The sequence below is a fragment of the Agrobacterium sp. CCNWLW155 genome (assembly GCF_036888815.1).
Lineage (GTDB): Bacteria > Pseudomonadota > Alphaproteobacteria > Rhizobiales > Rhizobiaceae > Agrobacterium > Agrobacterium radiobacter.
The window spans coordinates 397,117-415,005 of sequence record NZ_JBAKFW010000003.1; the positions used below are offsets into that span (position 1 = coordinate 397,117).

Sequence of the window (17,889 nt, forward strand, 5' to 3'; positions counted from 1 at the left end):
CTCCTTTGGCAATTATGCCGGATGCGGTCCGGCCAGTCTCCTGTTTGAATACCAGATGATTGCGCGCTGCAACACGATGAAGACGAAAAGCAGCACACCGATGACGATTTTCGTCCACCAGGAAGAAAGCGTCCCGTCAAAAACGATGTAGGTCTGGATCAGCCCCTGTATCAGAAGGCCGATGAAGGTTCCCGCCACCAGCCCCGTGCCGCCGGTCAAAAGCGTCCCGCCAATGACGACAGCGGCGATGGCGTCCAGTTCCACGCCCACCGTCGCCAGCGAATAACCTGACGAGGTGTAGAGCGTATAAACGATGCCGGCGAGGCCCGACAGGAAACCGGAAAGCGCATAGATACCGATTGTCGTCGCGCCAATCGGCACACCCATCAGTTCCGCCGATTGCGGGTTGCCGCCCAACGCATAGACATTGGCGCCGAAGCGGGTGCGGCTGGCGATCAGCATGCCGGCGGCGAAGACGAGAAGCATCAGCATGGCCAGCGCCGTCAGCCTGCCGCCGCCCGGAAAGCGGAAATAAAAGCCCTGTATCGCATCGATGAACGGGTGGGAGATCGGCACCGACTGCGTGGAAATCAGATAGGCCGCCCCGCGCGCCAAAAACATGCCCGCCAGCGTCACCACAAAAGGCGGGATCGACAGGAAGCGGATCATCGCCCCCATCAGGCAGCCGAACAGCGTCGAGACTGCCAGCACGATGGCGAAGGCCAGCAGCGGATGGATGTTATAGGTGCCGACCATGACCGCCACGAAGACGCTGGTGAAGGCGATGACCGAACCGATGGAGAGATCGATGCCGCCCGACAGGATGACAAAGGTCATGCCCACCGCTGCGATGCCGAGGAAGGCATTATCGGTCAGAAGATTGCCTATCACGCGCGTCGACAGGATCGACGGATATTGCAGCACGCACAGCAGATAGGCGACCACGAAGATCGTCAGCGTCGTGAGGAAGGGCAGATTGCGGCTGTGGATCATCGCGCGGTTCCTTCCTTGGTCATGCCATTGGTCGCCGCCGGTTTGACGTGCGGCTTCGGCGCTTTCACGAAACCGAGGACGGCCATGATTGCAGGCGATTGCAGTGTGAGCACCACCATGATGATGCCTGCCTTGATGATGAGGTTGAATTCCGGCGGAAAGCCCGAGACGAGGATGCCGGTATTGATGGTCTGGATGATGAGCGCGCCGATCAATGAGGCCGTGATGGAGAAGCGGCCGCCATTTAGCGATGTGCCGCCGATCACGACCGCCAGGATCGCGTCCAGCTCCAGCCACAGCCCGGCATTGTTGGCATCCGCGCCGCGAATATCGGCGGTCACGATCATGCCGGCGATGGCCGCGCAGAGGCCGGAGACGGCATAGACGAAAAACAGCAGGAAGCGGGCCCGCACGCCGGCGAGCGCCGCTGCACGGCGATTGATGCCTGTGGCCTCGATCAGGAAACCGAGTGCGCTTTTACGCACCAGAAGGCCGATCAACAGCGCCGCCGCCACCCAGATGATGACGGGCAGCGGGATGCCTGCGAACGAGCCGGAGCCGATGGCGGCAAAGCTGTCATTGTTGAAGGTGAGAATCACACCCTCGGTAATAAGCTGGGCGATGCCGCGCCCGGCCACCATCAGGATCAGGGTGGCAATGATCGGCTGTATGTCGAGAAGGGCGACCAGCACGCCGTTCCACAGGCCGCAGGCAATGCCCACCGCAAGTGAGATGACGATGACCGAGGGAATGGAATGGCCATTGCTGATGAGCGTGGCCGCGACCGCGCCGCAGATGGCGATGACCGCGCCGATGGAAAGATCGATACCCTTGGTGGCGATAACCAGCGTCATGCCGATGGTCAGCAGCGCCACGGGAGCGGCGCGCACGAGAATATCCACCAGACTGCCATAGAGCCGGCCATTCTGGAAAGAAACATGCAGAAAACCCGGCGAAATGATTGTAATCGCTGCCAGAATGATAAAGAGCGCGGCAAGCTGGGGAGCAAGTCTTTTGAAGCGTCGTGTTACAGCCACCATCACGCCGCCTCCGTTTTCGCCGCATCCGCAATTGCCCGCATGATGTTGTCGGCGGTCACTTCGCTGCCTTTCAATTCACTGACATGGCGGCGGTCGGAAAGCACGATCACACGATGCGCAACGGCCGTCAGTTCTTCCAGTTCGGAGGAGATGACGACGAGCGACATGCCTTCGCCGCAGAGTTTTTCGATCATTTTGAGAATTTCCGCATGCGCGCCGATATCGATGCCACGTGTCGGCTCGTCGAGTATCAGCAGTCTGGGCTGGGTGGCGAGCCAGCGTGCCAGAATGGCCTTCTGCTGATTGCCGCCGGACAGGAATTTTATCGGCCGGTTGGGGTCGGCCGGGCGGATATCGAGCGATTTGATGAAGCTTTCGGCCAGCTCCGCCTTTTGCCGACGGGACAGTGGCCGTGCCCAGCCCTGCCGGGCCTGAAGCGCCAGCGCGATATTATCGGTGACGGAAAAGTCGCCGATGATGCCATCCGTCTTGCGCTCTTCCGGACAGAAGCCGAACCCGGCCGCAATGGCGGCCTCGGGCGACGAAATCGCCGCCGGTTTTCCGTCAATCATCGCCGTGCCGGTATCGGGACGGTCGATGCCGAACAGCAGGAAGGCGGTCTCCGTTCGTCCGGAGCCAAGAAGACCGGCAACGCCGACGATCTCTCCCGGCCGGATGCCGAGATCGAAGGGGGCGATGCTGCCGCGCTTGCCATAGGCTTCGAACCGGATTGGCGGCTCGCCCTCGGCGACCGTATCTTCGGTCGCCTGATGTTCGTGGGTAATATGCTGAAGCTCGCGACCGAGCATCATCGAAATGAGTTCGGACCTCGGCAGGCTGCCGATGTCTCGGGTGCCGACGAGGCGGCCATTGCGCAGCACAGTCACCCGGTCGGCAATATCATAGACCTGATTGAGGAAGTGGGTGATGATGATGATGCCGATGCCGCGGGCGCGCAGGTTTTTCAACACCCCGAACAGCATCTCGACCTCATGGGCGTCAAGGCTGGCTGTCGGTTCGTCCAGCACCAGCACCTTGCCGGAAAGATCGACGGCGCGGGCAATGGCGATGATCTGGCGGATAGCGACGGAATAGCTGGAAAGCAGGGCGTTGACGTCGATGGAAAGCCCGTATTGGGCGAGCAGCGCCTGCGAATTCTTCTGCATCGTGCTGCGGTCGATCAGCCCGAAGCGGCGTGGCTGGCGGCCGAGAAACAGGTTTTCGGCGACCGTGAGATTTTCGAGAAGGTTCACTTCCTGATAGACCGTGCCGATGCCAAGCGCCTGCGCCTCGCCCACATTGGTGGGCGAGATTTCGCTGCCCTCCAGAAAGATCGAACCGCTGTCGCGGTGATAAACGCCAGTCAGGATTTTGATGAGCGTCGATTTGCCCGCGCCGTTTTCGCCAAGCAGGGCATGGATTTCACCGTGCCCGAGCGAAAAATCGACGCCATCGAGCGCCGTGATCCCCAGAAAGGATTTGCCGATGGCGCGTGCTTCCAAAAGTGGTGCCGTTTCGGACATTGAGCAGGTTCCGCATGAAGAATGCCATGATGGAGCGGCACGAACGACGCGCCGCTCCTTCCGAAGAATGGGGTATCAGTAACCCAGACCCTTCTTCGCCTCGTAGACCTTCATCGGGTCGTCAGATGCCGTGTAAAGCTTGGATTCGGTCTGAATCCACTTCGCTGGCGCCTTCTTGTCCTTCAGATAGGCTTCGAGCGCGTCGAAGGCCGGGCCGGCCATGTCAGGCGTCAGTTCGACGGTGGCGTTGGCTTCACCGGCTGCCATGGCCTTGAAGATGTCAGGCACGGCATCGATGGAGACGATCTTGATGTCGGTTCCGGGCTTCAGACCGGCTTCCTTGATCGCCTGGATCGCACCGACGGCCATGTCGTCATTGTGGGCGTAGACCGCACAGATGTCCTTGCCGCCGCCTTCGGCCTTGATGAAGCTTTCCATCACTTCCTTGCCCTTGGTGCGGGTGAAGTCACCCGTCTGCGAGCGTGCGATCTTGATGTTCTTGTGCGAGGCAATGGCTTCTTCGAAGCCCTTCTTGCGGTTGATGGCGGGCGAAGAGCCGGTCGTGCCCTGCAATTCCACCACCTTGCAATCCTTGGAGCCGACGTCCTTGACCAGCCAGTCGCCGGCAACCTTGCCTTCATGAACCTGATCGGAGGTTACGGCGGTCAGGTAAAGATCGTCCGGAGCCTCGATTTGGCGGTCGAGCAGGATGACAGGGATTTTTTCTTCCTTGGCTTCCTTCAGCACGGCATCCCATCCGGTCGCGACGACCGGCGCGATCAGGATCGCGTCCACGCCCTGCGCGATGAAGCCGCGAACGGCCTTGATCTGGTTTTCCTGCTTCTGCTGCGCGTCGGCGAATTTAAGCGTGACGCCGCGCTTCTCTGCCTGCTGTTTGGTGACGGTGGTTTCAGCCGCGCGCCAGCCGGATTCCGAACCGATCTGCGAGAAGCCGACGGTAAGCGATTTGGCGGAAACACTTGATGCAAGGCACAGCGAAACGGCGACAGTAACTGTCGCGAGAGCTTTTCTCATCTTAATCCTCCCAGAGATGATGTCAGCGTGACGGAGACACTATGAGCATATAGTAATACTCTTGAAAAGAGGCATTTTCGCATATTTCAATTTCAGAATGGTGTATCTGGTCTCGGATTTTGAAATATATCAATTAATATCAAATGGATAAACGATTCATGTTTTGTGGTTCGAACAGCCGGCACTGCTGCTGCTCACACCGCTATAGCGCTTGACAGCATATGGCTGCGTCTAATAGTAATACAAATAAGAAGATGATTTTTGCCGGAATTTTGGGTCTTGTGATCGGAGTTCAATCGGCAAAAGAGGGAGGGAGATTCCTTTGCGCAATCCTGCGATGGCCGTAAATGCCGAAAAATATTCGGTTAAAGCCGCAGAGCAGCCCAAGCCTACTCGTCTGGGCTCTCACTGTCGGTTATGCGTGATCTCCGAAAGCTGATTCCATTTTCCTTGCGCACAACATAAGCTTGTCGCATTTCGTAATATTTTACCGTTGGCCACTTCCGGCTGGAGACCGCATCATGACCAAATCCGACAATCTGCCCGCAACCCAAGGCAAGCTTCGTTCGCGCGCGTGGTTCGACAACCCCGCCAATGCGGATATGACGGCGCTTTATCTCGAGCGTTACATGAATTTCGGCCTGAGCCAGGCTGAACTTCAGTCTGACCGCCCGATCATCGGCATTGCGCAGACCGGTTCGGACCTTTCGCCCTGCAACCGCCACCATCTTGAACTCGCTAACCGTCTGCGCGAAGGCATTCGTGAAGCGGGTGGCATCGCCATCGAGTTTCCGGTGCATCCGATCCAGGAAACCGGCAAGCGTCCGACCGCCGGTCTCGACCGTAACCTCGCATATCTCGGCCTCGTGGAAGTGCTTTATGGCTATCCGCTCGACGGCGTCGTTCTGACCATCGGCTGCGACAAGACCACGCCTGCCTGTCTTATGGCGGCGGCCACCGTCAACATTCCCGCCATTGCCCTTTCCGTTGGCCCCATGCTGAACGGCTGGTTCCGTGGCGAACGCACCGGTTCCGGCACCATCGTCTGGAAGGCGCGCGAACTTCTGGCCAAGGGCGAGATCGACTATCAGGGCTTCGTCAAGCTCGTCGCCTCGTCGGCTCCGTCCACCGGTTATTGCAACACCATGGGCACGGCAACGACCATGAACTCGCTTGCCGAAGCGCTCGGCATGCAGCTTCCGGGTTCGGCCGCCATTCCGGCGCCTTACCGCGACCGTCAGGAAGTCTCCTACCTGACCGGCCTGCGTATCGTCGAAATGGTCAAGGAAGACCTGAAACCATCAGACATCATGACCAAGGATGCCTTCATCAACGCCATCCGCGTCAACTCGGCCATTGGCGGCTCCACCAACGCACCGATCCATCTGAACGGCCTTGCACGCCATGTCGGTGTCGAACTGACCGTCGATGACTGGCAGACCTATGGCGAAGACGTGCCGTTGCTTGTCAACCTGCAGCCAGCAGGTGAATATCTCGGTGAGGACTATTACCATGCCGGCGGCGTTCCGGCAGTCGTCAACCAGCTGATGACCCAGGGGCTCATCAAGGAAGACGCGATGACCGTCAACGGCAAGACCATTGGCGACAACTGCCGTGGCGCCATCATCGAAGACGAAAAGGTCATCCGTCCTTACGACCAGCCGCTCAAGGAGCGTGCAGGCTTCCGCGTTCTGCGCGGCAACCTGTTCTCCTCCGCCATCATGAAGACGAGCGTGATTTCGGAAGAATTCCGCAACCGTTACCTCTCCAACCCGAACGATCCGGAGGCCTTCGAAGGCCGCGCCGTAGTGTTCGATGGTCCGGAAGATTACCACCACCGCATCGACGATCCGTCGCTCGGCATCGACGCCAACACCGTCCTCTTCATGCGCGGTGCAGGCCCGATCGGTTATCCGGGTGCAGCGGAAGTGGTGAACATGCGCGCGCCGGATTATCTCTTGAAGGAAGGCGTCAATTCGCTGCCCTGCATCGGCGATGGCCGCCAGTCCGGCACATCGGGCAGCCCGTCCATCCTCAACGCTTCCCCGGAAGCTGCGGCCGGTGGCGGTCTCGCCATCCTGCAGACGGGTGACCGCGTTCGCATCGATGTGGGTCGCGGCAAGGCCGATATCCTGATATCAGGTGAGGAACTGGCCAAGCGTTACGAAGCGCTTTCCGCCGAGGGTGGTTACAAGTTCCCTGACCATCAGACGCCATGGCAGGAAATCCAGCGTGGCATCGTCAGCCAGATGGAAACCGGCGCGGTTCTGGAACCGGCCGTGAAGTATCAGCGCATCGCCCAGACCAAGGGCCTGCCGCGCGACAACCACTAAGGCAAGGCCGTTTCGGCCGACCGCTTTTTAATCAGCCCCGGGGTAAAACCCGGGGCTGAAGCATTTTAAAATACCGTGCTCCGCAACCGCGTAAACTTTGCGGGCGGCCGAAGAGCATGATAGTTTCGTTGCTTATCTGCCTACTTCCCCGATGGGGCTGGCGGCTTTCCCAGATATGGCAGGAAGAACATGTACAGCCCGCTGAAAATAAGCAAAGTCAGCGGCAACAGCGGAGCATAGACGATCACCGATGGCGTCGGACCGAAAGCCATCGAGATGAAGTTCGCCAGAATGGTGATGGTCAGCAGAATGCCCAGCCACCGATGGCTCTGCCTTATCCAGTTTCGCAAGATCAAAGTCGCCCCCAAGAAAAAGCATCCATGATGGAATGTGACACATGGGCGCTTCAGCGGGCCTGAACGAGCTTCCAGCCATTGCCGGAAGGATCGCGGAAGCTCGCATCCACCGAGCCGTAGCGGGCGATCGGTTCCTGGGTGAATTCGACGCCGCGTTTGTGCATCACGTCAAAGGCTTTCTGGCAATCCTCGACCACCAGAACCAGCGGCGGCATCGCGCCTTTGGCCACGGCTTCGTTCAGATTTTGCGCCGTCGCCTCGTCAACGGTCGGAGCCTGTGGCCGAAACAGGCCCAGCTGGAAATCCTGTTGGTCCGGGTGCTGCACGGTCAACCAGCGATAATCGCCGTTGCGCGCGTCGGTGTGCACACGAAATCCAAGTTTTTCGACGTAGAATTGCAGCGCTTCGTCCTGATCATGAACGTAAAGCCCGACAACTTGAACACCATTTTTCATGAGATATCTCCCTTTCGCTCGTCGTGCCTAGCGCTTTTCGTTCGTCGGCGCTTCTCCGAAACTGCGATTGTAAGATGAGGGCGATTTGCGGCGCTGACGAAGCAATGGGGAACCTGCTCGAGATCGGCAGGCGAAAGCCGCATCCGTCGCCGCAATTCACTCGGGTTTTCCCCGGTCACATCGCGGAAAACACGGCCAAATGTGCCGATGCTGTTCCAGCCGGTCTGCAACGCGATTTCGATGATAGGAAGATCGGTGTCACGCAAAAGCGCCACGGCGCGCTCCACCCGGCGGGTCAGTAGATAGCGGTGAGGGGGTATGCCAAAGGCATCGCGAAACGATCTTGCGAAATGGGCCTGCGAGGCGCCGCTGACACTGGCAAGGCGTGAAACAGGCCACGCCTCATGGGCGGCGGCATCCATATGATCCCTGGCGCGCAGAAGACGGCGCAGCAGTTTCAAGTCTCTGTTTGCAGAGTTTTTATCATTTCCGGACCGGCGCATGCGCCAATCATTGAATGAACCGGCGGCCCTTGGCAAGTTTCATGCCCGGCAGGCTACCGAAACCTCCTAGATCACCGGATAAAGCGACCAGAAGAACAGTTCATATTCCTGATCGCGGTCGTCGTCATGCGACTCGTCGTCCGGTCTGCGCGGCGTTTTGTCCTGAAACTCGGTCTCCACCCGCTCATTGACGACGGGCATCCTTCGGCCGATGCCAAAGAGGTCAAAGGAGAGCATGTTGAACCCTGCTACCATGGCCAGTTCCCTTCTTCACGCGAGTTAACGGTGTGTTAAGTTTCGCGCGTTGCCATGATTTCGTCAAGATTGACCGAGGAATTTGTCTACCATTTTTAACAACAATGTCGTGACTGACGTTTCACTGCTGCCGGATTTTGCGCAATGAATGTTTATCGCCACCTTCAAACGCGGTTCGGATCGGCGTCAGAATAGGCTTTTTCGCTCGCTTCCAGCGCGGAATCGGTATCTGCGGCATGGCCGAGGCTTTTCAAGGCACTGGAGAAGGCCACGATATTGGCTTTCACCGCCTCCGGATGCGCCCGTCGACCGGTGTGGTTGAGCCTTATCAGCCGTTCCGCGCCGGGGCCGACCCCGGCGGAAATATCCGCGCCATGCTTTTGGGATGCAGCGGCGAGGAATGCCTTGGCTTCGACGGTATCCGGCAGGATTGCTGTGGAAACGAGGGCGGAGGCGTGCGCCTCCTTCACCCAGGTTGGAATACCGAGCGCCCTGATGCCGTTCCGGGTGGCCGCGGCCGCCCTTTCGTGGCGTTCATTGGCAGATGCCAGACCTTCCGCCTCTATCCGGTCAAGTGCGGCCTCCAGGGCATAGAATTCCAGCGGAGCGGGCGTTCCGGGCAGCGCTCCGCGGCCGGCATCGAGCCAGAGTTTCTTCTGGTCCATAAGCGAGAGCATGGAGTTGTCGGACGCATTCTCGTGCGAAAGAAGCTCCCACGCTTTTTCGCTGACGGAAATCGCGGAAACCCCGGCCGGCCCGGCCAGCGCCTTTTGCGGGCCGATGACGGCGATATCGATGCCCAGCCGGTCAACCTCGAAGGCATGTCCGCCGATGGACGCGACGGCATCGACGAGGGTCACGATGCCCCTTTGCCGAGCGAGCGTGGCGATGGCGGGCAGAGGGTTGAGAATGCCGCTTGCCGATTCCGCGTGGACGATGGCGAGAAGATCGAAATCCGGCCCTTCGTCCAGCGCCTGCTCCACCTCCTCCAGTGTGACCGGCTTTGCCGGGCTGGCCGTCAGGTTGCGCACCGTCGCGCCACCCCTTTCCAGCCAACCGCCGAACCACGCGCCATAGGGGCTGGTAACGATGTTGAGCGCCCGCAGGCCTGGTCGTGCAAGGCTTGTCGCTGCTGCCTCGAGCGCCAGCACGGCTTCCGCCTGTATGAGAAGGACGTCGTTCCTCGTGCCCATCAAGGCTGCCAGCCGGTCGGCAAGAACGGCATAACGCTCCGCAGGAAAAGCGGGTGGGTCGAGCAGCAATGCATAATCGGGAACGGGCATGTCTTTTCCTTACGTGGTAATGGTCAGTCGCGGTGCGGCGTCGATCAGTGTTCTTGCGGTCGAGGATTGCGGCGCCGAGACGATATTTCCCGTCCTGCCGATTTCAACGATCCGTCCCGCTTCCATGATGGCGACGCGGTGGCAGACGGCGCGGATGACTGCGAGGTCGTGGGAGACGAAAATACAGGAAACGGCCGTCTCCCGCTGTATTTCCACCAGTAGTTCGAGGATTTGCCTGCGAACCGAAACATCCAGCGCGGAGACGGCTTCATCCAGAATGAGAAGTGACGGCTTGAGCGCAATGGCCCGCGCGATCGCGACGCGCTGCCTTTGGCCGCCGGAAAGCTCGAAGACCGATCGGCTGGCATAGCTGGCGGGCAGGCCCACGCGGTCGAGGAGACGGTGTATTTCTGCTGCACGCTCGCGTCTTGCGGCCATGCGATGAACGCGCAACGGTTCGCCGATGGCGTCTTCGACGCTCGCGCGCGGATTGAATGCGCCATGCGTATCCTGAAACACCATCTGCATGTGCTGGCGGGCGGCACGAAGCTTCCCGCCGTCAAGCGCCAGCCAGTCGCGGCCTTTGAAATGGATCGTGCCTTCGTCAGCCGGGATCAGCCGCATCAGAATGCGCGCCAGCGTCGATTTTCCGCAGCCGGAGGGACCGGCAAGTCCCAGCGTCTCGCCGGGCTGAAGCGAAAAGGAGATGTCGGAAAGCGCCGCCACCGTTCTTGCGCCGGTGCGATAGGTTTTCGACAGTCCGTCGACGCTCAGAAGGGCTTCGTTCATGACGCGGCCTCGCTGATCAGCGGCGGGGTCGAGAGATCGAGATAATCGGCAAGCAGCGCACGCGTATAGTCATGGGTGGGTGCGGAAAGCACCCGCCGTGTCGAACCGTGTTCCACTAACCGGCCCGCACGTAGGACCGCGATCTCGTCGGCAAGGCTGGAAGCAAGGCCGATATCATGGGTGATGAAGACCAGCGTTTTGTTTTCCTGCCGCACCAGATCGTCCAGCAGCGTGGCGATGGCGGCCTGACTGACCGTATCGAGCGCGCTCGTGGCCTCGTCGGCAATCAGGATCGAAGGACTGGCGGCAATCGCGGCAGCAATCGCCACGCGTTGCCTCTGGCCGCCGGAAAGCTGGTGCGGATAGGTGGCGAGCAGATGGGAGGGATGCGGCAGCCGCACCCGCTCCAGAAGGCCACGGGCAAGATCGCGCGCTTGCCTCCATGACAGGCCGAGATGCCGCACGGCGCCTTCCGCCACCTGTTCGCCGATGGTGAGAACCGGGTTTAGCGTCGCGCCGGTATCCTGAAAGATCGTGCCGATATCGCGCCCCGGCAGCGGCCTGCCGTGAAACAGGCCGCTATCGCGGCTCCAGGAAATATCACCGGAAACGCGCGCATTGCCGGGGAGAAGCCCGGCAATGGCTCTGCCGAGCGTGGATTTTCCCGACCCGCTTTCGCCGATGATCGCCAGCCTCTGCCCCTGCCGGATGGTCAGCGAAACATTCTGCAAGGCAGGCGCATCGCCTGTCGCATAACAAACGCTGAGATCGTCGATCCGGCACAGCGCATTGCCGCTCATGGCGCTTGCCTCCTTGTCGCCATCGCCCTGTTGATGCCTTCTGCGAGAAGATAAACGCCGAGAACCGTGACCAGAAGGCCGATGCCGGGGATGACGGACAAAAACGCAGCTGAGCGCAGGACGTTACGTCCTTCGGCAATCATAGAACCCCAGGTGACGATATTGGGATCGCCGAGCCCGAGGAAGGACAGTGCCGCCTCGGTCAGGATGGCTGCCGCGACGATGATGGCGGCGAGCGCCAGAACCGGCGGCAGGGCATTGGGCAGGATCTGCCTGAACGCAATCTCCAGCGGATGCATGCCGACTGCGCGCGCGGATTGCACATAATCGCGCTCGCGGATGCTCAAGACCTGTGCCCGCATCAGCCGCGCCGGATCAGCCCATGCACCGAGCGCAATGGCGAGAATGACAATGGGCATGGAGGGACCGATGGTGCTGACAAAGGCGAGTGCGAGCAGGAAATTCGGCACGATCTGAAAGGCGTCGGTGACGCGCATCAAAGCTTCATCCACGAGGCCGCCGGCAAATCCGGCAATGGTGCCGATGACGGTGCCGATAACCAATGCGGCGGCGGCGGCACCGATGCCGACGAGCAGGGAGGCCTGCGCGCCATGGGCAAGTTCTGCCAGCACGTTGCGGCCCAGCCGGTCGGTGCCGAGAGGCAGGGCGGCATCGGTAAAGGGTGCGATCAGGGGCTCGCCGACGATGGCCAGCGGGTCGCCCGGAAAAACGACGGGTGCGGCGAGCGCCGTCATGGCAAGCAGCACCAGAATGATGGCGCCCGTGGCGCCTTCGAAACTGCGCAGCAGCCGGAGAGCGAAACTCATGCCTGTCGCTCCCCGCTGCCGATGCGCGGATCGAGAACGGCATAGAGAATATCGACGGCGAGATTGACGAGGATGACGAAGACGGCGCTGGTCAGAATAATGCCCATCAAAAGCGGCGTGTCGCGGCCGCTAACGGCTTCCTGCGCCAGCCGGCCAAAACCGGGAATGGCAAAGACGCTTTCGGTCACCACGCTGCCGCCCAGCATGGTTGCGGCCTGCAGGCCGAGCACGGTGACGAGCGGAAGAGCGGCATTGCGCGCGACATGGCGCAGCACGATCCGCCGTTTGGAAAGCCCTTTTGATCTGGCGAACAGCACGAAATCCAGCGGCCAGACCGCCGCCATGGCGGTGCGCGTGACGCGCAGGAAAAGAGCCAGGTAGATGAGGCCGAGACTGGCCACCGGCAACACGAGATGACGGCCGATGTCGAGAGCCCTTGCAAATCCCTGCTTGCCCGAGGCGATGGTTTCTATGCCTGAGGTGGGTAGCCATTTGAGTTGAACGGCGAAGACGATGGCCAGCACGAGGCCAAGCCAGAAGCCGGGGGTGGCGTAAAGCGCCAGCGAAAGCGTTGAAAGCACGCGGTCCGTCAGCCCGCCGGGACGCGCCCCCGCCACGATGCCAAGCGCGGTGCCGAGGATGAAGGCGAGTGTGGTGGCGCTACCCATCAGGAGAAGCGTGTTCGGCAGCCGCTCGAGGATCAGCCCCAGCACAGGCCGGTCGAAGGCAAGCGACCAGCCGAAATCGAGCCGCAGCACCGAGCTGGCATAGAGCCAGAAACGGGCCAGCACGGAACCGTTCAACCCATATTGTTCGCGAAGCACATCCCGCAGCCCGGCATCGCCGCCGCCGATGGAGACGAGATAGGCATCCACAGCGTCTCCGGACGCATTTTCAAGCAGCACGAAGGTGAAGACGAGAACAATCAGCAACACCGGAATGGCGCTGACTGCCCTTCGCTTCAGCAATGTCGTTGCACGCTTCACGGCGAGACCTCAGGTGTCGACGGTCGTATCCGCCCAGTTGGAAACGGCCCAGCGGGGATTGCTGGCGACATGTTTGACCGTATCGCGTGCCACCGTGATGAAACCCCATTCGGCGACGTTGATCAGCGGCAGATCGGCGGTGACCTGCTTCTGGAAATCCTTGTAAAGCGCCGTGCGTGCCGCCGTGTCCACCGTTACCGCCGCCTTGTCGATTAGTTCGTCCAGCGTCTTGTTCTCGTAACCGCCCTGGTTGGAGAAACCGACGCCCGCCGGAATGCCGGAACGCACGAGAATGGTGGTGGAAATCGCCGGATCACCGCGGAAGACCGGCGGCGCGATGGCGAGATCGAAGGCATGATCGGTGTAGACGGCCTTCTGGTGGGCGGCTGAATCATTATTGACCAGCTCGGCATCAATGCCGACTTCCTGTAGCGCCTGACGAAGATAGGAACCGAACTGTCTGGTTTCATTGAAATAGGGTGCCGGAAGAAGTTTCAGTGAGAAACGTGTTCCGCTCGCGCCGCGCGCATAACCCGCTTCGTCCAGCAGGGCATTGGCCTTGGCCACATCGAAATCATAGGTCTCGACATCGTCGGTATAAAATTCCGGCGCGTTTTTCGGCACCGGGCCTGTGGACGCCGTGGCGTAACCGAGGAAGACCTTGTCGATGACGAATTTTTTGTCGATGGCGTGGGCGATGGCCTGTCTGACCTTGAGATCGGCGAGTTCCTTGCGGCGATGGTTGATTTCGACCACCAGCTGATAGGTCAGCGCCTCGTAACCATCGGCTATGACCTTGATGCCTGCCACCTTCGAGATACGGTCGAGATCTGCCAGCGGCACGGCGGAAAAGGCGGCAAGCTGGATTTCCTCTGCTTCGAGCGCGGAAGCCGCACCCGCCCGGTCCGGCAGGACGCGATAGATGATCTCATCAAGCTGCGGCTGGTTCTTGCCCCAATAATTCGGATTGCGGATCAGGCGATAATATTCGCCGGGCTTGTATTCCGCAAAAACGAAAGGCCCGGTGCCGACCGGCTTGGTATTGGCCGGGTTGGTGGCGATATCGGTGCCTTCATAAAGATGTTTCGGCACGACGCTGGTGACGACCGGCAGCGCGTTGCGGATGAGCTGGAACGGCGTTGGCTTGGAGAAGCGGAAGATCGCCGTGTGGTCATCCGGCGTGTCCACCTTCTCGAGATTGGCAAAGACCAGCCGTCCGAGATTCTGCAACGGTTTCCAGACGGAGAGCGCCGAAAAGGCCACGTCTGCGGAGGTAAAGGGTTTGCCATCGTGCCAGGTCACGCCCTCGCGCAGCTTGAAGGTGGCGCTTAACCCGTCATCCGATCCCGCCCATTCGGTTGCGAGGCGCGGTTCCAGGCCGTCCTGGCCGTTGAAGGAGGCCTCGGCCAATGGCTCGATGATCTTGCTGGCAATATAAAACACCCCGTTTGAGGCGACGATCGCCGGATTGAGGTTTTTCGGCTCCGAATCGGCCGCGACGATCAGCCTTCCGCCGGGCGTCGCCTGCTGTGCAGCGGCGATGCCCGCAAGCCCCGTGGTTGCGGCAAGAAGAAGCGAGGTCTTGAGAAGCGAGCGGCGGGACAGGTGGACAGGCGACATGATTCACTCCGGAAATGAGGGCTGGGCGGGCCTTTCCGCTTGGTCCGCGGCCGGCCGATCTTAAGACTGCAACCTCGGCAGTGTCCACGTTAATTCGCGGGCTTTACAGCAATGATTTTACGTTGCGCGGGCCTTTGCGGAAACAATATGCTTTCCGGCGATAATGCGCTTTTCTCACCTTACCTTCTTGCCTTCGGTGACGCCCTGAAAATTTGATATAGCGCAATAAAATTAGATGGTTGGAATGCCGCGCCCTCAGTCACGTGTGCGGTGCACCGCCTGTGCACGGAGTGAAAATCTGCCTCGGTGACCTCGTTTGGAAAGGGGTAATTAACCTTTATTTTTTATTTCAGGGAGACCGAAATATGTACGTTTATGATGAGTGTGCACGCTGCCATGAGCTTCTCCCGATCCAGATTCCAGAATTCGTCCAATAGCGTAGGGGAGGGGAGCGAGAAGGCTCGTCATGCCGGCGGCCAGTCGGTTGCTGGTCAGCAGACGGCGGCGATGAAGGGGGCGGCACCCCGGCCGAATGCCGATGTCAGCGCAGCCGACGCCATAGAAGGCCGTGCCGAAATGCCGGGCTGGCAGAATGCTTTTGTTCTCGGTCCGAATGTGCGTTTCACCCGCACGCCGGAGAGCGCCTTTAACCGGCGTATGCCGGTCGAGACACCCAATATTCCGGAAGAGGAAGTCCCGGTTGTGGCTCCGCCTGAAGTAGTGGAGCCGGAAGCGGTGGAGCAGCAACAGGTTGTGCAGCAGGAGGTTGCTCCTGTCTCCCAACCGGACGTAAAGCCGGCGGAGCAGCGCATGATGCCGCCGCGCATGCCATTTCTGCCGCAGCCGCCGGATGCCCGGGGTGCCAGGGCGCTGACCTATAAATTGCGGCTGGAGCTTGCCCGCAAGCAGGCGGAAGAGGCGGCTGCCGCTGCCCGGATGCCGGTTCAGACGGAGATCTCCGTAGCCGCAGAAGCGCCTGCGCAGCAGATATTCTCGCCGGTTCAGCCGCAATCCGTCGAGCCCGCTGTCGGTGCAGTTCAGGCCACCGCGCCGCAGGCCGTCATTCCGGCTTTCGCCGCCCATCTGCCGGATGAGCTGTTCTGGGAAGTGATGACGCTTGATCTGCCGGGCAGTGTCGGCGAGGGCGTCTCTGCGTCCGCGCGTGCCGTTCTTGCAAATTCGGTCACGGCATCTGCTGTCGTCGCGCCGGTCGCCTTTGCATCGCCCGCCGCCGCTGCGATCGTACTTTCGTCCGAGCCTCCTGTTGTCACCGTGCCCGGCGGTTCCGCGATCAGGCTTTACCGCGAAATCGGTGTGCATCATTCCGCCATCCCGGCCCCCATCCAGGTCGTTGAACCGGAAATCGCGCCGCCGCCGGTGGCGGAGGCGCCGATGGTTGTCGAGACACAGAGACCTGTGGAGCAGGTTCAGCCGGTGGAGAAAATTGCGGCCGAGCCGCGTTTCACCGTCCGCGCGCCCATCCAGGCCTCGCAGCCGATGTTTCGCGAAGCGCCGGTCTTTGCCGAAGGCGAATATGAATACCCCTCCATCGATCTTCTGCAGGAAGCCCGCGTCCAGCAGACCACGACCATGACGCCGGAAGCGCTGGAGCAGAGCGCCGGACTTCTCGAAAGCGTGCTGGAGGATTTCGGCATCAAGGGCGAGATCATCGATGTCCGCCCGGGCCCGGTCGTCACGCTGTATGAGTTCGAGCCCGCCCCCGGCGTCAAGTCCTCGCGCGTCATCGGCCTCTCGGACGATATCGCCCGCTCCATGTCGGCGCTTTCGGCACGTGTCGCCGTTGTGCCCGGCCGCAATGTCATCGGCATCGAACTGCCGAACCCCGTGCGTGAGACGGTTTATCTGCGCGAGTTGATCGAAGCGACCGACTACGCTGAAACCCGCCAGAAGCTTGCGCTTTGCCTCGGCAAGACCATCGGCGGCGAACCTGTCATCGCCGAGCTGGCGAAGATGCCGCACCTTCTTGTCGCCGGCACCACCGGCTCCGGCAAGTCGGTTGCCATCAACACCATGATCCTGTCGCTGCTCTATCGCCTGAAACCGGAAGAGTGCCGCCTGATCATGGTCGATCCCAAGATGCTCGAGCTTTCGGTTTATGACGGCATTCCGCATCTGCTGACGCCTGTGGTCACCGATCCGAAAAAGGCGGTCATGGCGCTGAAATGGGCCGTGCGCGAAATGGAAGACCGTTATCGCAAGATGTCGCGTCTCGGCGTGCGCAATATCGATGGTTATAATGCAAGAGCCGCTGCCGCCCGGGCCAAGGGCGAGACGGTGTTCTGCAACGTGCAGACCGGCTTTGACCGCGCCACCGGCGAAGCGGTTTACGAGCAGGAGGAAATGGACCTCACGGCCATGCCTTACATCGTCGTCATCGTCGATGAAATGGCCGACCTGATGATGGTCGCGGGCAAGGAAATCGAAGGTGCGATCCAGCGTCTGGCGCAGATGGCGCGCGCCGCCGGCATCCATCTCATCATGGCAACCCAGCGCCCGTCGGTCGATGTCATCACCGGCACGATCAAGGCCAACTTCCCGACCCGCATCTCCTTCCAGGTGACGTCGAAGATCGACAGCCGCACCATCCTTGGCGAACAGGGCGCGGAGCATCTGCTCGGTCAGGGCGACATGCTGCACATGATGGGCGGCGGCCGCATCGCGCGTGTCCACGGCCCCTTCGTTTCCGACGAGGAAGTGGAAAAGGTGGTCGCGCATCTGAAGACGCAGGGACGTCCGGAATATCTCGGCACCGTTACCGAAGACGCCGACGAGACCGACGAAGAGGTGGAAGAGGAAACCGCTGTTTTCGACAAGTCCGCCATGGGTGAGGACGATAGCGATGATCTCTACGAGAAGGCTGTCAAGGTGGTGATGCGCGACAAGAAGTGCTCCACATCCTATATCCAGCGCCGCCTGTCCGTGGGCTATAACCGCGCCGCTTCGCTCGTCGAGCGCATGGAGCAGGAAGGCATTGTCGGGCCTGCCAACCATGTCGGCAAACGCGCGATCATCGCCGGCGAACGCTCTTCCTATGACGCCGTGGGGGCGGAAGACTGATTGAGCCTTCGGG

At 60.6% G+C, this 17,889-nt stretch carries 16 protein-coding genes; 2 read left to right on the forward strand and 14 right to left on the reverse strand.

Translation table 11 applies throughout. The features are described 5' to 3' along the window. Nucleotides 1-12: 12 nt before the first annotated feature. From yjfF to ytfQ, 4 genes are all read right to left on the reverse strand, one after another. The gene (yjfF, locus tag V6S97_RS14320; protein WP_003506538.1) at nucleotides 13-993 is read right to left on the reverse strand and encodes a galactofuranose ABC transporter, permease protein YjfF; all 981 of its coding nucleotides are present in this window, start codon (nucleotides 991-993) and stop codon (nucleotides 13-15) included. Next, the gene (locus V6S97_RS14325) at nucleotides 990-2,033 is read right to left on the reverse strand and encodes an ABC transporter permease (RefSeq protein WP_003506540.1); all 1,044 of its coding nucleotides are present in this window, start codon (nucleotides 2,031-2,033) and stop codon (nucleotides 990-992) included. The genes yjfF and V6S97_RS14325 overlap by 4 nt, the downstream gene beginning before the upstream one ends. Then, the gene (locus V6S97_RS14330; protein WP_087745550.1) at nucleotides 2,033-3,556 is read right to left on the reverse strand and encodes a sugar ABC transporter ATP-binding protein; all 1,524 of its coding nucleotides are present in this window, start codon (nucleotides 3,554-3,556) and stop codon (nucleotides 2,033-2,035) included. Before V6S97_RS14330 ends, V6S97_RS14325 begins: the two co-directional genes overlap by 1 nt. A gap of 75 nt (nucleotides 3,557-3,631) precedes the next feature. Further along, nucleotides 3,632-4,591 (reverse strand): galactofuranose ABC transporter, galactofuranose-binding protein YtfQ, encoded by a 960-nt coding sequence (gene ytfQ, locus V6S97_RS14335; protein ID WP_003506544.1) that lies wholly within the window; start codon nucleotides 4,589-4,591, stop codon nucleotides 3,632-3,634. A gap of 521 nt (nucleotides 4,592-5,112) precedes the next feature. Between ytfQ and V6S97_RS14340 the strand changes: the two genes are divergently transcribed. Then, nucleotides 5,113-6,924, forward strand: coding sequence for an IlvD/Edd family dehydratase (locus V6S97_RS14340; protein WP_003506552.1), 1,812 nt, complete (start codon nucleotides 5,113-5,115; stop codon nucleotides 6,922-6,924). 140 nt (nucleotides 6,925-7,064) lie between these two features. Here the strand turns inward: V6S97_RS14340 and V6S97_RS14345 are convergent, their stop codons facing one another. The 10 genes from V6S97_RS14345 to V6S97_RS14390 all read right to left on the reverse strand — a co-directional run bounded on the left by V6S97_RS14345 (nucleotide 7,065) and on the right by V6S97_RS14390 (nucleotide 14,798). Next, a complete protein-coding gene (locus tag V6S97_RS14345; RefSeq protein WP_003506553.1) occupies nucleotides 7,065-7,292 on the reverse strand; it encodes a hypothetical protein in 228 nt (75 codons plus the stop codon). A 38-nt stretch (nucleotides 7,293-7,330) separates the two neighbouring features. Next, a complete protein-coding gene (locus V6S97_RS14350) occupies nucleotides 7,331-7,735 on the reverse strand; it encodes a VOC family protein (RefSeq protein WP_003506554.1) in 405 nt (134 codons plus the stop codon). Further along, nucleotides 7,732-8,238 (reverse strand): helix-turn-helix domain-containing protein, encoded by a 507-nt coding sequence (locus V6S97_RS14355; RefSeq protein WP_060724972.1) that lies wholly within the window; start codon nucleotides 8,236-8,238, stop codon nucleotides 7,732-7,734. The genes V6S97_RS14350 and V6S97_RS14355 overlap by 4 nt, the downstream gene beginning before the upstream one ends. Nucleotides 8,239-8,304: 66 nt before the next feature. Further along, nucleotides 8,305-8,493, reverse strand: coding sequence for a hypothetical protein (locus tag V6S97_RS14360; protein WP_003506556.1), 189 nt, complete (start codon nucleotides 8,491-8,493; stop codon nucleotides 8,305-8,307). A 164-nt stretch (nucleotides 8,494-8,657) separates the two neighbouring features. Continuing rightward, a complete protein-coding gene (locus tag V6S97_RS14365) occupies nucleotides 8,658-9,776 on the reverse strand; it encodes a pyridoxal-phosphate-dependent aminotransferase family protein (protein ID WP_065695019.1) in 1,119 nt (372 codons plus the stop codon). Nucleotides 9,777-9,785: 9 nt separating this feature from the next. Continuing rightward, the gene (locus tag V6S97_RS14370; protein WP_003506558.1) at nucleotides 9,786-10,565 is read right to left on the reverse strand and encodes an ABC transporter ATP-binding protein; all 780 of its coding nucleotides are present in this window, start codon (nucleotides 10,563-10,565) and stop codon (nucleotides 9,786-9,788) included. Next, nucleotides 10,562-11,365, reverse strand: a complete 804-nt coding sequence (locus V6S97_RS14375; protein ID WP_060724703.1) for an ABC transporter ATP-binding protein — start codon at nucleotides 11,363-11,365, stop codon at nucleotides 10,562-10,564. The genes V6S97_RS14370 and V6S97_RS14375 overlap by 4 nt, the downstream gene beginning before the upstream one ends. Beyond that, the gene (locus tag V6S97_RS14380; RefSeq protein WP_112278629.1) at nucleotides 11,362-12,192 is read right to left on the reverse strand and encodes an ABC transporter permease; all 831 of its coding nucleotides are present in this window, start codon (nucleotides 12,190-12,192) and stop codon (nucleotides 11,362-11,364) included. Before V6S97_RS14380 ends, V6S97_RS14375 begins: the two co-directional genes overlap by 4 nt. Then, nucleotides 12,189-13,178 (reverse strand): ABC transporter permease, encoded by a 990-nt coding sequence (locus tag V6S97_RS14385; RefSeq protein ID WP_112278628.1) that lies wholly within the window; start codon nucleotides 13,176-13,178, stop codon nucleotides 12,189-12,191. Before V6S97_RS14385 ends, V6S97_RS14380 begins: the two co-directional genes overlap by 4 nt. Before the next feature lie 9 nt (nucleotides 13,179-13,187). Further along, the gene (locus tag V6S97_RS14390; RefSeq protein ID WP_112278627.1) at nucleotides 13,188-14,798 is read right to left on the reverse strand and encodes an ABC transporter substrate-binding protein; all 1,611 of its coding nucleotides are present in this window, start codon (nucleotides 14,796-14,798) and stop codon (nucleotides 13,188-13,190) included. Between the two features lie 375 nt (nucleotides 14,799-15,173). Here V6S97_RS14390 and V6S97_RS14395 point away from each other — a divergent pair, with 375 nt between their 5' ends. Further along, nucleotides 15,174-17,876 (forward strand): DNA translocase FtsK, encoded by a 2,703-nt coding sequence (locus V6S97_RS14395; RefSeq protein ID WP_111834115.1) that lies wholly within the window; start codon nucleotides 15,174-15,176, stop codon nucleotides 17,874-17,876. Nucleotides 17,877-17,889: the final 13 nt, after the last annotated feature.

What these genes read in the sequence shown, in the direction of transcription:
- yjfF (WP_003506538.1), bottom strand. Translation starts at nt 993, where the DNA reads ATGATCCACAGCCGCAATCTGCCCTTCCTCACGACGCTGACGATCTTC.
- V6S97_RS14325 (WP_003506540.1), bottom strand. Translation starts at nt 2,033, where the DNA reads ATGGTGGCTGTAACACGACGCTTCAAAAGACTTGCTCCCCAGCTTGCC.
- V6S97_RS14330 (WP_087745550.1), bottom strand. Translation starts at nt 3,556, where the DNA reads ATGTCCGAAACGGCACCACTTTTGGAAGCACGCGCCATCGGCAAATCC.
- ytfQ (WP_003506544.1), bottom strand. Translation starts at nt 4,591, where the DNA reads ATGAGAAAAGCTCTCGCGACAGTTACTGTCGCCGTTTCGCTGTGCCTT.
- V6S97_RS14340 (WP_003506552.1), top strand. Translation starts at nt 5,113, where the DNA reads ATGACCAAATCCGACAATCTGCCCGCAACCCAAGGCAAGCTTCGTTCG.
- V6S97_RS14350 (WP_003506554.1), bottom strand. Translation starts at nt 7,735, where the DNA reads ATGAAAAATGGTGTTCAAGTTGTCGGGCTTTACGTTCATGATCAGGAC.
- V6S97_RS14355 (WP_060724972.1), bottom strand. Translation starts at nt 8,238, where the DNA reads ATGCGCCGGTCCGGAAATGATAAAAACTCTGCAAACAGAGACTTGAAA.
- V6S97_RS14360 (WP_003506556.1), bottom strand. Translation starts at nt 8,493, where the DNA reads ATGGTAGCAGGGTTCAACATGCTCTCCTTTGACCTCTTTGGCATCGGC.
- V6S97_RS14365 (WP_065695019.1), bottom strand. Translation starts at nt 9,776, where the DNA reads ATGCCCGTTCCCGATTATGCATTGCTGCTCGACCCACCCGCTTTTCCT.
- V6S97_RS14370 (WP_003506558.1), bottom strand. Translation starts at nt 10,565, where the DNA reads ATGAACGAAGCCCTTCTGAGCGTCGACGGACTGTCGAAAACCTATCGC.
- V6S97_RS14375 (WP_060724703.1), bottom strand. Translation starts at nt 11,365, where the DNA reads ATGAGCGGCAATGCGCTGTGCCGGATCGACGATCTCAGCGTTTGTTAT.
- V6S97_RS14380 (WP_112278629.1), bottom strand. Translation starts at nt 12,192, where the DNA reads ATGAGTTTCGCTCTCCGGCTGCTGCGCAGTTTCGAAGGCGCCACGGGC.
- V6S97_RS14390 (WP_112278627.1), bottom strand. Translation starts at nt 14,798, where the DNA reads ATGTCGCCTGTCCACCTGTCCCGCCGCTCGCTTCTCAAGACCTCGCTT.
- V6S97_RS14395 (WP_111834115.1), top strand. Translation starts at nt 15,174, where the DNA reads ATGATGAGTGTGCACGCTGCCATGAGCTTCTCCCGATCCAGATTCCAG.